The sequence below is a fragment of the Sphingomonas molluscorum genome (assembly GCF_039522995.1).
GTDB classification, from domain to species: Bacteria; Pseudomonadota; Alphaproteobacteria; order Sphingomonadales; family Sphingomonadaceae; genus Sphingomonas; species Sphingomonas molluscorum.
Genome location: NZ_BAAAEL010000005.1, coordinates 1 through 12,866 on the forward strand (window position 1 = coordinate 1; position 12,866 = coordinate 12,866).

The following is a 12,866-nucleotide window of genomic DNA, read 5'->3' on the forward strand; positions in this document are numbered from 1 at the left end:
CTCATCCCGGTCTCCTTGCGGAGCCTGAATCAGATCGCGACGCTCACATCAATGGGTCCTGACCCTAAATCAATGGTTGCATACGACGAATGACGGAGCAGCCCCTTGTCTTGTTCGCCACCGGCAAAGCTGCCGGTCCATCCGGAGTCGAAGGTCGCGCCGTGCAAAGGCATGGCCTGACGCCCCGCTGCGCGCCCGCACTGGCATCGATCGCGGTCACCACCAAGGCGCAGAGCCGGGAAAGCGACCTCGCCTTCCTGCGCCGCCTGGGGCGCGATCACGACGCCGCCGCCACCATCAAGCGCGGGAACCTGGTGCTGGCGCCGCTCGGTAAGGCGGCGACCATCTCCGGCGTCAGCCTACCGACGCTGACCATCCATCGCCGCCATGGCGATCGGCACGATTATCAGGTGCAGAAACAAGAGGAGGTCACCGGCGTCACCGCCAGCTGGCATGATCGCGGCGCCGCGAAGAAGAAGACGGTCACGGTCGGCAAGACCGACGGCGCTCGCAAACTGTCTCGCACCTATGCCAGCGAAGCCGACGCCCAGTCAGCGGCAGCGGCCGAGAGCCGCCGCGCCGCGCGCCAGCCCCGCACGCTGGCGCTGAACCTTGCGCTAGGCCGCGCCGACATCAAGCCGGAACAGCCGGTGACCGTCGTTGGCTTCAAGCCCGTGATCGGTGCCGAGCGCTGGGTCGTAAGCGAGGTGTCTCACGCGCTCGGCGATCGAGGGTTCCAGACGCAGGTGACGCTCCAGATTAGGTAGCGCCCATAAAGCTGACTGTCTGAAAGCGTCCAACATCAGCCGTTCACGAGGCCGCTCGGCAGCTGAACCTGGGCATCCATTCAGGTGCTGTTGCGCTCGTGGGCTGGAACGGCCGCTTGCATTCGTCCTGTTCGTGTGGCGGATTGAGCCCATGGGATACTATCTTTGGAAAGCTGTGTTGGGTCGGACGCCGAAAGTGCCGATCACCAAAGCCGAGTATGATCTCTTGCGAACGTCTTGGATCACACTCGGTGTCATCGCATCTATCGAAGAAGAATGGGATAGCTTGATCCAAAACTACATCGAGCTTGAGTTGGAATTAATACGTTCAGCGATGAACACGATGGTGTTAAGCCACGAAGGCTATCACGAGGCCAACCAGACGCGGCTCGGCTTTGCGCGCAGACTTTCCAACTTACTGCACTCTTGCAAATCGTATATCGACCACACGCCGCACCACTTGAAGAAGCTGACGACCGCAGGATTGGAATCGGCCTTCAAGACAGCAACCAGCGCTGCCTATGATGCCAATGGCAGCTATCGGTTCATGGAGGCACTACGAAACTACGCGCAACATCGTGGTTTGAGCGATAGTCGGCCATCGGTCAGCTCCGCATAGGCGGTGCCGCCAATCGAGACCGTTTCCTCCCCAGGGCCGACAAACTGCGTCGCATCGCGCTGGCCGATGCGCTGCGACGTCGCATGGCGCCAGGCGGTGCGGCGGGTCAGATCCTCATGGGCGAGGGTGTCGAGCGAGAAGGGAAACATCCCAAGGGACATCAGCACCAGACGTTCCAGTCGGCATCGTCGGCGAAAGCCGAGCGGCTGTTGGCGGATCGCTCCCGCTCGACCTGTTCGATCGCGCGGCGCACGGCGGCCTCGATCTCGGTCGGGCCGCCGGTGCCGCCCTCGACCTTGATGATGTAGGTGCGGGCCGGCGCCGCAGCGGGCGCCATTGCGGACGCCTGCGCCCCGCCAGCGGCGGGCATAGCGGCACCAGAGGCGAGGGCTGGGGTTGCGGCCGTCGCCGCCAGCGCTTGCGTGAGGTCGCGCGACAGGCGGGTCATGCGGGCGACCGGCGCGTCGGCGTCGTTGTCGATGCCGTTGTGCAGCCCGGCCATGAGGTGTCCGCCATAGGCCATGAACACGCGCGACGGGGAGTGGATGCCCATCGCCTTGGCGAAGGCGCCGCCGATCGTGGTGGCGACGTTGGTGATGAGCTTCAGCACCCATCCGACGCCGGAGAGGATTCCGCGACCCAGGCCTTGGATCAGGTGCAGGCCCATCTGCGAGAACCGGCCGACCAAGCCGCCGACCAGGTTCAAGGCATTGTAGAGCGGCTGCACCAAGGGGCCGACGACGGCAGCGAGGAAGGCGACGCCGGCCATGAAACCGGCGCGGATCCGGCCCCAATTGTCGTAGACCGCTTTCGCGACCAGCATCAGCGCAGCGACGGGCGGCATGAAGATGACCAGGGCGCCCAGCAGCAGGTTGCGGATGAACGCCCAGTTCGAGGTGAAGGTCGAGCGGATGCGCTCCCAGATGCCGCCGAAGAACCCGCTGATCGCGCCCCAATTGTTGTAGACCTGGTACGCGCCATAGGCGAGCAGGGCGACGGCGGCGACGACGCCCAGGACGATGCCGATCAGCGGCGCCATGGCGATGCCTGTGGCGGTCGACAGCGCGCCGAACAGCGCCATCGGCCCCATCATGGCGGCATAAGCGAGGGTCAGGAGCGCGGCGGCGCCCATAAGCGCCGTGATCGCCACCGTCGCCAGGACAAGCGCCTTCGTCAGCGCGGGGTGGCGTTGCGACCAGTCGCCCAGGCGCGACGCCATGGCGGCGGCCTTGCCGAGCAGATCGTTGACGCTGGGCAGCAGCACCGTGCCGAGCTGGATGCCGAGCGTGGCGGCGTTGACGGTGAGCTGCTTGGTCTGTTCGGCGCTGTCGCGCATGCGCTCGGCAAAGTCGGTATCGGTGGTACCGCTGGCATTCATCGCCTCGCTGCGGATCCGCCGATATTCCTCCATGTTCTGGATGAGCGGGCGCAAGCCTGCCTGCACCTGGGCATCCTCGAACAGGTAGCCCAAGCGCGACAGGTCACCCTTCAGCGTCTTGTTCGTCAGTTCGGAGATCGCCTCGATAGGCGTCTTGCCCTCGGCATAGAGCTTCTTCAGCGACTTCGGCAGATCCACGCCCAGCTTCTTGAACGCCCGCACCGTCGCGGGCGAGGTGATCTTCTGCAGGACGTTGTTGAGGTTGCCGGCGGCCGTCGCGCTGTCGCCGGCGCCCTTGCGCGTGATCTGGAGCGCGGCCGACAGGTCGACACCAGCAGCGACGCCGGTCTGACCGAGCCCCTGATAGGCTGCCGTCAGCGTCGGGAAGTGCTGCGCCATATCCTTCATTTCGAAGGCGCCTGCCTTGCCGGCCGCTGCCATGCCGTCGATCATGCGGCCGGTGTCGTTCAGCGCCACCTTCAGGTTGTCGTGGGCTGAGAAGCTGGCGGCGGCGAGATCCGCGATCTCCGCCTTATAGGCGGTGGCGGCGCGGCCAATCGGCACCATCATCGCGGTCGCCTGGCGTGGATCGAGGCCGAAGCCCGACAGGGTGTCGACACCTCCCTGCATCGCCTCCGGCAGCTGGTTTGCGGCGCGCGCGGCTTTCAGCAAATCCGCGCCCATGCGACCCGTCGCAGCACGCGCGAGGTTCGCCTTTTGACCGATGTCGGTCATCTTCGATTCGTATTCCTGCGCCGCCTGGACACCGGCGACGATCGGCAGCGCCATGGCGCCGGCCGTGGCGAGCATTCCCATGCCGGCGCCCGCGACATTGCCGGCGGTACCCATGGTGCGGCTGAACCGCTCGCGCGCGGCGCCCATGCGCTGTTCGCGACTCGCGACGCGTTCGAGGAGACGTTCCTGCTCGGCCAGCTCGCGGTTGGTCTCGCGGGAGCGCTCGCGCAACTCGCGTTCGTGACGGGCGAGGTCGCGGGTCTCGATGCCGGCGTCACGTAGGCGGGTGCGTAGCTCGCGCAGCTGGTTCGATTCGCTCTGGTGCTGTCGTTCGAGCTGGGCGGTCTCGCGCTGGGCCTTCTCGAACTCACGGGTCATTGCCCGGGTCGGATTGGCCGTCTGGGCGATCTCGCGGCCGAGCGCCGTAACGCGTGCCTGTGCCGAGCGCATCTGCTGCTCGGTTTCGCGCATGCCCAGCTTGAGGGCGCGGAAACCCCGGATCTGCTCCTGCTGACGGTCCAGCTCGCGCAGCCGCTCGCGGGTGCCGCGCAGTGCCTCGGTCGCGGCGCGCGAACCGCCGGCGATGTCGCGCAGCGGCCGCGTCACCCGATCGCTGGCCGCGAGCAGCATGCGGATCTTCAGCTCGCGATCGGACACGTCATTTTTCCTTCTTGGGCGCGCGCTCGATCGCGAGGCGATGCCAGTCCATCAGTTCGGCGAGCGACATGGCGGACATCGCCTGCAGGTCGGGCTGTCCGCGCAGCACCCACCAGATGTCCGCCATGACGGGCTCTACTCGGTCGGGGAGACGGCCTGCTTCGCGCTCGACGGCAGCAAAAAATCGAGCACTTCCAGGTGGAACTGCGTCAGATCGGCGGGATCCATGGAGGCGAACTGCGGCTTCGTCAGCGCCGGCTTTGTGATGCGGCCCGCGAGCGTTTCGAGCGAGGTGTAGTCGCCCTGGATGAGCGGGTTGACGGAAAGGCCGCGCATCTCGCCGGCACCGGGCTTGCGTACCTCGATCTCGGCACCGGCTTCGTGCGCGACGACACCAGCAACAGAAATGGCGGCCTGGAGGGCGAAACGGGAAAAGACAGCAGACATGGGACGATCCTAGATTTCGTGGGGGCGGGGTGGCCCCGGCGCGCGGCCGGGGCCGGAGATCAGAGGCGGCCGAGGGCGTTGCGCTGGGCTTCCATGCGGTCGACACCGCCGATGCGCTCGATCGCGTTGAGCACGTCGATGTAGACCAGCTCCTCGCCGTCGCGGGTGAGCTGGTAGAAGACGACGGCAGTCTTGCCCTTCATCTCCGTGTCCTCGCCGGCCTTGCTCTCGCCCAGGTCGATCTCTTCGTGACGGCCGCCGAGGATCGCTTCCCAGCTGTGGACGGTGCCGGTGGCATCGTCCTGGGCCGCTGCGGTAAAGCGCATCTGGATGCCTTCGAGCCGTTCGTGGCCGAAGCCCATGATCAGATCGCGCACCCAACCGCCGCAGGCCCATTCGGCCTCCAGCGCCTCGCCGCCCATGTCGATCTTGACCGGGCGGTCCATGCCGCCGCCGCGGAACTCCTCCAGCTTGCGGCCGAGCTTGGGGAGGGTGACCGAGGTGTGTTCGGCGACCCAGCGGCCGTCGACGTACAGGTCGGCCTTCTTCAGTTTTTCGGGAAAGCTCATGTGGCGGTCCTTTCGGTTGGGTCAGTGACTGCCCGACGCGACCCAGGCCGCGTAGAACAGGAGGACGAGGATGCTGATCGCGGCGCCGGGAGCGGCCACGACGATGATCGGGACCGCCCACCAGGGTACGATGCCGAAGCCCCACAGCAGGGCGGCGATGACGATGCCGAAGACCAGGAGCACGATCAGGAGTCGGTTGGGGATCTCCATCGATCAGCCCTCCGCAACGAGGCTGGCGAAGTCGGCCAGGAACTCGTCCGAGATCTCCTGGACGAGGTTCAGCCGCTCCAGCGGGGGGATCGGGGTGTAGCGATAGCCGATGGTCAGGATGCCGCTGCGCAGCTTGTCGACCGGGTTCTTGGCCGCATCGAACACCGCCTTCGCGCCGTAGATGACGCCCTCCAGCTTCATCGCGCGGAACTTGGCGTTGCACTGCTCAACGATGTCGCGCGCGAGGCCAGGGGTCAGCGGCTTGTCGATCGCCCAGACCAGGCCGGCGGCGATGGTGTCGGCGAGGATGTGGGCGGTGCGGGTTGCGGACTCGAAGGCGAAGTTCGCATCGCTGGAGGTGGTGCGCGAACCCCAGAAGCGCAGCTCGCCGTTGATCCGCACCAGGGTGGTGACGTTGGCCGCGTTCAGCACGTTGGCGTCGCAGTCGGGATCCTGAATGTCGAAGGTGACGTCGCGGGTGATGCCGATGACGCCGGTCCCGGCGGTGATGCCGGGCAGGGGCACGTTGGACAGCGTCTTGTGCCAGCCCTGCTCCTGGTCGATCCGGGCCCGCATGGCGACGGCGTGGGCGGCGGCGAAGCTGGGCACGCTGGTGCCGTCCGCGCGGCGGACGGTGACGTCCGGCCACAGCAGCATGAGCGCGCGCGAGGTGAAGCCGGAGGCGTAGGCGTCGACGGCAGCGACGTCCTCGCCCAGCGCCTTGGCATAGGCCATGCCGCGCAGCTTCTCGGCCACCTCCGCAAGGGCGGTGGTCACGTCCAGGTTTTCGAGACCAGGCGCGGCGAGGATCCGCGGCTTCACGCCGGTGACCGCCTCGGCACTGAGCAGCGCCTGCATGCCGGTGCGCAGGCCGTTCGCGTCGGCGCCGATGATGGCTGCCTGCGTAGCGGCGGCATCCGCACCCGGTGCGACCCGCACAACGACGACGGGCGCGCGGACGGTAGCGGCGATTGCGGACAGCGTGGCGGCGAGCGTGCCGCCGGCGCCGGCCGCGACGATCGCGGCGTCGAGATCGCGCACCAACACCGGCCGGTCGAGCGGGAAGGCGTCAGCGGCGGCAGCGGGCGCGGTCGCGACCAGGCCGATGACGGCGGTGGCCACGGTCGCGATGATTCGCGGCGCGTTGGAGATCTCGGTCAGGGAAATGCCGTGGTGGTAACGGTCGGCCATGGATGGTCCTTTCAGGAAGCGCGGGCAGAGCGAACGGGGATGGCGAGGGTGAGCGGGGCGCCGGCGCGGGCGCCATCGAGCCGCTTGCCGACGATGCGGAGAACGGCGGCGCCGGCGGTGGCGCCGGTCTCGACGGTGATGCGCGTGGCGCGGATCCGCGGCTCCTGACGCTGCAGGGCGAGGGCGCCGGCGGCGACCAGCGCCAGGCGCGTGCGATCGTTCATCGGCTGATCGAGCAGCTCGGGGATGTGCGAGCCGTACCAGCGCCGGCCGACGCGGGTGCCGAGCGGCGTGCCGAGGATGTCCTGCACCGACTGGCGCAGATGCTCGATGCCTTCCAGCAGCTTGCCGGTGGCGGCGTTCATCCCGATCATTGCGGCGGCCCCGAGATGGCGCCGCCGGCCTGTACCTTGGTGTGAACGTGATCCTTCAGGCTCTTGCCACCGCCGACGACGTCGTCGGTTGCGGTCAGCTTGCCGGCTATCTCGACGTCGCAGTTGATGCGGATCTTGCCGGGCGCGATCGACAAGCTGGTGCCGTCGCCGAGTGCCACCATGGCTTCGCCCGATCCGGGATCGTAGCCGATCCAGGTGCCGTCCGAGAACGCGATGTGAGTGGTGTCGTCGCCGGGTGCCGGGTGCGCGTCGGAGAAGATGCCGGGCAGGACGATCGCGCGTTCGATGTCGCCCTCGGGCGAGAGCACCGCGACCTGTTCGCCCACGCTCGGCGGCGACCAGATCGTCGCGTCGCCGGCACGCCCGGCGAGCCAGGGAATGGGGCCGCTTTCGAGATCGCCGATGGCGACACGGCACGTCGCGCCGACGCGTTCGATCACAACGCCTTCGCGCAGCAGGTCGCCGATCAGGCGGGGGGTGTCGACAGGTTCGGCCACGAAAACGACCATGCGCGGCCGGGCTGCGGCGTCACGGGGGCGGCAATCGTAGAGACGCACTCTACGATTGCGACTTGCCCGAGCCTTAGAGGCGCTCGCGCTCGTAGCGCCGCATCAGCGCTGCGCTGCCCAACTCGTTGGGATGCAGGGTGTCCTCGAAAGCGCCCAGCGGCTGCATTACCGTATAGTCGGCGAACACGTCAGCGCCGCTGTAGTATTCGACCATCGGGTCGGCGTCGGAGATCTCGCGCATCTTGTCGCGATAGGCTGCCGGATCATAGGCGAACGTCCCGGAGACGTCGGGCTGCGCAAACAGCTCCACGGCGGCGGTCGGCGCAGCTGCCCGGACGCCTGCGACGAACTCCTGCATGTTCGTCTTGAACGCCGAAGGCGAGCGGTTCGCGCGCATGTCGTTGGAGGTGAGCGCGATGAACACCACGTCGGGGTCGATCTCGGTCAGGATCGGCGCGACACCGGGGAAGAACGCGCGCCAGTTGAGACTGTCGCTGCCGCCGTGCCCCGCCTGGCTGATCTCGACCCCCTTCTCGGTTCCGGGCGCATAGACACCCAGGATTCGCAGCGGGGCCGCGCCAACGGACCGCACGATCAGCCGGTGAGCGCCGGATGCAAGCGCGGGCGTGACCGTCTTGCGCCGCGAAGCGGTTCCGCCGCTGGCTACCTGCGTCCAGCTCGCGCCGCCGTCGATCGAGTATTCGTAGGCGCCGCTGGCGTCGTCGGAATAGATCGCGAAGGAGCGGCACGGGATGTTGCCCCACTCCAGCGTCTCACCCGCCGCGCTCGTCGTGACCGCGAAGCCGTCGAGCCCCAGCTGGCCCGCGAACTCGACCTGCGTCCATCCCGCAGACCGCGCGAAGGTGCCGCCGTTGATCGGCTGAGACAGCGCCGCAACGCCCGACACACTGAGCCAGCCCTGCCCCGACAAGCCGAGCTGGGGGACAAGCCGGTCCGCAAGCGCCTGTGGCATGGCGGCGCGCGCTACCGACGAAGAGCCGATCATGACGATGCGACCAATAGCGGTCGTGATATTCCGTTCGATCCGAGCGCGCTTCAACAGCCACCGGAAATAGGCGTTGCCGGGCGAGAACGGCGGATACTTGCCCGCGCCGATCGGGAGCGGCTGCGGAGACGTTCCGACACCGGCCTGTTCAAGCGATGCGACCCGCTGCTCGACCTTGGCGAGGCGGGGCGCGACCGCGGCGATGCCGTCAATGCGGGCTTTGATCGCCGGGGAATAGGTCAGGGTGTCGACCGCCTTGGCGACGGCTAGAACAGGCTTGCCGCTCTGGTGGCGGTAGACCGGCCCCTCGGGAGCAAGTGTCTCAGCATATGCGAGAATGGCCGTGTCGCAGAAGAATCCGACAAGCGATCCGGCGGGGTAGCGGGAATCGGGGAATGCCGGATCGCCCGTGTGGGCGAGGAAGCTCGTCCCCACCTCAAGCATCACGTCATAGATCGCGATGGGGCGGGCCTGAACCAATGCCCCGGAAGCATCGTAAACCGGGGTAGATACTATGATTGAGCCACCGCCGGCTTGAGTGACCGTAACTTCAAAGCCGAGGAAACGGTCGCCAGCCTTCAGCGGCCGATTGATGTAGTTCGTTCGGCCGCGGGCAACCTCCTTGAGAGGCGCTTGCGGGTCGATGCTGTACCCATAGGCGGCAGTGACCCGGCCGGGCTCGCCCAGCTTGTTCTTCACGTCCGGGACGTCAGCCACGGCGGCTTCCGCGTTCGCAAGGCGCCCCTCGATCGGTGCGGGGGCGGCGAGGATCTTCAGCGCGATCGCGAGGGTGAAGCTCACGACTGCGCCAGGGGTGATAACCGCACCTTCAGAGAGAGCGGTCGTGATGGGAATCCCGCGCATACCTACTCCGCCGGGATCATCGCGCAGGTTCTGGCTTCCCGTCAGCCGCTTGTAGACGGCCACTGATCCGGCGGGCAGGATCGGCATGTCCGCGGGCAGCCGGAAGGTGTTTACGCCTGCAGCCACCGTCACGACGCCAAGGTTGCGCACCACGCGCAAGTCGAAGGCATCGCCGACCGGAGCGAGCAGGGCCAGCTCGCCGGTGCCCGCGCCAGCGATGCGCAAGCTGATCTCGGTGGGAAGCCCAGCCCGCACCGTCCTGGCCTCGGAGATGAAGATCGGAGTTCCGGCCGTCTGGCTGTCGGGCGCGGTGGTGCCAGCAACCAGCGTCGTCACGTCGCTGAGATCTGCACCCAGCTTCGCCTTGAACGGCGAGACGGCGCCTTCCGCTGCAATCTGAGCGGCGAGTGCACGCGCGACCTGGGGCGCCACCGCAGCGCTGGCAAGTCCGGCGATCGGCACGCGCTTAGTCGCGCCGCCATCCAGGACTACCACGGTTTCGTTGCCGGTGGGCTCCACCAGGGGGGGCAGTTCGGAGATCTTCGCCATGTCAGTAACCGATCAGGAGGAGGGTGAAGCCGTCGACCACGCGATCGTTCTGGTCGTCGGCCTGCAGCTGGATCACGCACGAGGTGCGGCCGGGATTGCCGGCGACCTGCGCCCAGGAGTCCCGAGCCGCGGACGGCGCGTTGATGAAGGCGGTGGCGCTCGCGACCAGGCAGCGGTTGGGGAAGGCGAGCGGGTAGTTGACCGTCACTGCCGGTTCGTCGGCGAGAACCGCGCGGTAGTTTACCCACTGGACTATGAGCCCGCCGGGTAGCGTCCAGTAGCCGTTCGCTTCCAGCAGGTGCGCCAGACCGCCAAAGCTTTGCGGCGTGACCGCGACATTGGCGGCGGTGGCGTAGAGCAGCTGCTCGGATGTCGCGGCCGGCACGGAGATCGTCTGGTCGGTGCCGAGCGCCCCGCCGCCGAGCGCCAGGCCTGCGGTGTCTATGCGGCGGGTGAGCGGCACACGCGCGGTAATCGAGGCGATGATGTTGACGATGCTGGCGGGCGTCAGCGCCTTGCTGGCGATCGTGCCCGCATCCGCCTCGGCAGCGGAGGCCGCAGGCACGGTGATGGTGCGGTCGGCAGTCAGGTCGCCGCCGCCGGTGGCGAGGCCAGCGCCGGTGATCCGGCGGCCGAGCAGCCCGCCCGCCCAACCGGCAAGCCGCTGTGCCAGCGTGCGCGGGGTGACGACGCGCTCCGTGTCCTCGCCGGTGTCGACTTCCTCCTGCGTCGCCAGCTCGACGACGCCGCGAGTGGCGGTGGTCGCGGGCGGGTTGAGGAAGTTAGTGTCGCCGAACGTCAGCTGCTCGACGTTGCCAGTGGGGAAGGCGATGTCGATCGCGAGGTGCATGTCGGACAGCGCCGACTTCTCGAACAGCGGATCGGCCTGGGCGTAGGTGGCGAACAGCGTTCCATCGGCCAGGAACAGGCCGAAGCTCCGCACGGTGTAGGCGAGCGGATCCGCGTCGCGCACGACCATGTGCACGACGTTGTCGCCGATGGCCTCGCCTGAGATCGTCGACACGCGCCGGAACTCGCCCGGCAGGGCGGTGAGCGTGGGAGCGGCGACGAACGCGCGATCGGAGAGGCCGACCGCACTGATCGACAGGTCGATGTCGTCGTCGACCTGGGCCGCGGTAAAGCGGGAATGGCCCGCCTGGGTGATGGTGAGGGCGAGCTTGCTCATGGTGCGGTGTCCACAAAGGCGCCGGCATCGTCTTGCAGCGGCTCGCCATCCTCGGTCTGGAGGAAGGCGGCCCAGGCCGGCGAGGTGTCGAAGTTGGCGGCCATGTCCTGGCGGACGGCGCCGGTGAGGCGGGCGACGCCCTGGATGCCGATCGCGCCCTCAAGCCCGAGCGTCTGCACCAGGCGGAAATGCTCGCGCGCCGGCTTCACCCGCGAGACTTCGCGGATGATGGCTTCGGCAAAGGCCGCGGTGGCGCGGCGGCCGCCGGGCTCCACGCCGTCGCCGGCGATCGGCAGGCGAACCTCGAAGGTGTGCGGATCCGCGCGCGGCGCCGCCTGATGCCATTCGACCAGGTGCAGCAACCGGTCGAAGCGGCCCAGCACGGTCTCCACCGACGCGCGGGTGCCCTTGATCCGGTGCAGCGCGATCGAGCCGGCAACGGCCGCACGCTTTTCCGCTTCGCTCCAATCGTCGTCCCAGCTGTCGACCGACAGGCCCCAGGCGAGCCACGGCAACCACCGCAGCGGGATCCGCTGCGGATCGCCCAGCGCTTCGACCGGAAAGGGCACGTCGCCGATGCGCGCGGTCACCGTTTCGGCCGCGCGTTCCAGCGGGGTTGCGTTGGGAGGCAGCAGGCTAGGCGTCATAGCCGCCGTGAGCGATGACGATGTCGGTGCACCAGGCTGCCTGCGTATAGTCGCAGACGACGTCGGCAGTGGGCGCGGCCAGCACGACGCGCTGGACGCCGGGGACGGTCAGCGCGGCGTAGAGGCCGGACATGGTCACGTCGCGGCCCAGGAGCCGGCATTCGGCGAGGTATGCGTCCAGCTGCTCGCGGGCAGCGGTCAGCACCAGCGAGCGGTCAGGGCCGGCGAAGGTGTAGAGGGTGGCGTGCACTGCGAAGGTGCGGATCTCGGCGCTGGCGACGGTGACCAGGTCGCCGAGCGGGCGGACCTCGCGCGCATTTACCCGCTCGCGGACGGCATCGAGCAGCGCGGCCGAGGCTGCACCGTCGCCTTCCCGCGACAGGACGGTGACCAGAACCTCGCCGGGAGCCGGCGAGATGGCGCTGGCGTCTAGCACTCCGGGGTCCGCCGACTTGGCGTGGTAGATATAGGCCAGCTCAGGGCCGGCGACCGAGAAACCTTCCGGGCCAAGGACCGCGCGCTGGCGCAGGGCGTCGTCGGCCTCGCCCGGCAGGCGGATGACGCCGACCAGAGCCGCGAGATGATCCAGATTGGTGCCGAGCGCGTAGGCGACCATCAGCTGGCGTGCGGCGTCGTTGGCGCCCTGGCGCAACAGCAGCTCGCGGTAGGCGACCACCTGCAGCAGCTTCATGACCGGGTCGCTTTCGACCAGCGCATCGAAGGCCGGCAGGCGCGCGCGCAGGGACTCGACCAGCTCGGCGAGGATCTGCTCGAACGTCAGCTGCTCGACGATGGTCGGCGCCGGGAAGCGCGACAGGTCGATCGCGTTGGAGCTGGCGGGGGCGGTGGACATCGCCGGCCATGTCGGCGGCGGGTGGTGACAGCCGCTAGGGGGCCGCAATCGTAGAGAGGGACTCTACGATTGCGAGAATGGTTGCGTGTGGCTGAAAGTCTGCGCCCGTCGTAGGCAGGACGGGCGCTCGATGCTGGTTGCGAGAGCGATGATTCGCAGAACCATCAATGATGATGCTTGAAAAACATTCCCATCGGCGACTTGGCATGCTGCTGTTTAGGGTCAGGACCCATTGATGTGAGCGTCGCGATCTGATTCAGGCTCCGCAAGGAGACCGGGATGAG

At 67.8% G+C, this 12,866-nt stretch carries 15 protein-coding genes; 2 read left to right on the forward strand and 13 right to left on the reverse strand.

The window, feature by feature from the left end; genetic code table 11:
* Nucleotides 1-161: 161 nt before the first annotated feature.
* A complete protein-coding gene (locus ABDZ92_RS07755; protein WP_343762267.1) occupies nt 162-767 on the forward strand; it encodes a contractile injection system protein, VgrG/Pvc8 family in 606 nt (201 codons plus the stop codon).
* 151 nt (nt 768-918) lie between these two features.
* Nucleotides 919-1,386 (forward strand): hypothetical protein, encoded by a 468-nt coding sequence (locus ABDZ92_RS07760; RefSeq protein WP_343762270.1) that lies wholly within the window; start codon nt 919-921, stop codon nt 1,384-1,386.
* Here ABDZ92_RS07760 and ABDZ92_RS07765 read toward each other — a convergent pair.
* The 13 genes from ABDZ92_RS07765 to ABDZ92_RS07825 form a co-directional block, all read right to left on the reverse strand.
* Nucleotides 1,332-1,547, reverse strand: a complete 216-nt coding sequence (locus ABDZ92_RS07765) for a phage tail protein (protein ID WP_343762272.1) — start codon at nt 1,545-1,547, stop codon at nt 1,332-1,334. The genes ABDZ92_RS07760 and ABDZ92_RS07765 overlap by 55 nt on opposite strands.
* Nucleotides 1,547-4,156, reverse strand: coding sequence for a phage tail tape measure protein (locus ABDZ92_RS07770; protein WP_125959963.1), 2,610 nt, complete (start codon nt 4,154-4,156; stop codon nt 1,547-1,549). The genes ABDZ92_RS07765 and ABDZ92_RS07770 overlap by 1 nt, the downstream gene beginning before the upstream one ends.
* A gap of 1 nt (nt 4,157) precedes the next feature.
* Nucleotides 4,158-4,283, reverse strand: a complete 126-nt coding sequence (locus tag ABDZ92_RS07775) for a hypothetical protein (RefSeq protein ID WP_272695329.1) — start codon at nt 4,281-4,283, stop codon at nt 4,158-4,160.
* 8 nt (nt 4,284-4,291) lie between these two features.
* Nucleotides 4,292-4,603 (reverse strand): phage tail assembly protein, encoded by a 312-nt coding sequence (locus tag ABDZ92_RS07780; RefSeq protein WP_125959962.1) that lies wholly within the window; start codon nt 4,601-4,603, stop codon nt 4,292-4,294.
* Nucleotides 4,604-4,662: 59 nt separating this feature from the next.
* Nucleotides 4,663-5,172, reverse strand: coding sequence for a phage major tail tube protein (locus tag ABDZ92_RS07785; protein WP_125959961.1), 510 nt, complete (start codon nt 5,170-5,172; stop codon nt 4,663-4,665).
* Nucleotides 5,173-5,193: 21 nt separating this feature from the next.
* Nucleotides 5,194-5,382 (reverse strand): hypothetical protein, encoded by a 189-nt coding sequence (locus tag ABDZ92_RS07790; RefSeq protein ID WP_125959960.1) that lies wholly within the window; start codon nt 5,380-5,382, stop codon nt 5,194-5,196.
* A gap of 3 nt (nt 5,383-5,385) precedes the next feature.
* On the reverse strand, nt 5,386-6,573 hold the full coding sequence (locus ABDZ92_RS07795; protein ID WP_125959959.1) for a phage tail sheath subtilisin-like domain-containing protein: 1,188 nt from the start codon (nt 6,571-6,573) through the stop codon (nt 5,386-5,388).
* 11 nt (nt 6,574-6,584) lie between these two features.
* On the reverse strand, nt 6,585-6,947 hold the full coding sequence (locus ABDZ92_RS07800; RefSeq protein ID WP_125959958.1) for a GPW/gp25 family protein: 363 nt from the start codon (nt 6,945-6,947) through the stop codon (nt 6,585-6,587).
* A complete protein-coding gene (locus tag ABDZ92_RS07805; RefSeq protein WP_241211778.1) occupies nt 6,944-7,477 on the reverse strand; it encodes a phage baseplate assembly protein V in 534 nt (177 codons plus the stop codon). Before ABDZ92_RS07805 ends, ABDZ92_RS07800 begins: the two co-directional genes overlap by 4 nt.
* 73 nt (nt 7,478-7,550) lie before the next feature.
* Nucleotides 7,551-9,896, reverse strand: coding sequence for an SGNH/GDSL hydrolase family protein (locus ABDZ92_RS07810; RefSeq protein WP_125959957.1), 2,346 nt, complete (start codon nt 9,894-9,896; stop codon nt 7,551-7,553).
* Between the two features lies 1 nt (nt 9,897).
* Entirely contained in the window at nt 9,898-11,082 is a 1,185-nt protein-coding gene (locus ABDZ92_RS07815; RefSeq protein WP_125959956.1) for a gp53-like domain-containing protein, read from the reverse strand.
* The gene (locus ABDZ92_RS07820) at nt 11,079-11,729 is read right to left on the reverse strand and encodes a phage tail protein I (protein WP_125959955.1); all 651 of its coding nucleotides are present in this window, start codon (nt 11,727-11,729) and stop codon (nt 11,079-11,081) included. Before ABDZ92_RS07820 ends, ABDZ92_RS07815 begins: the two co-directional genes overlap by 4 nt.
* A complete protein-coding gene (locus ABDZ92_RS07825) occupies nt 11,719-12,582 on the reverse strand; it encodes a baseplate assembly protein (RefSeq protein WP_125959954.1) in 864 nt (287 codons plus the stop codon). The genes ABDZ92_RS07820 and ABDZ92_RS07825 overlap by 11 nt, the downstream gene beginning before the upstream one ends.
* Nucleotides 12,583-12,866 lie beyond the last annotated feature (284 nt).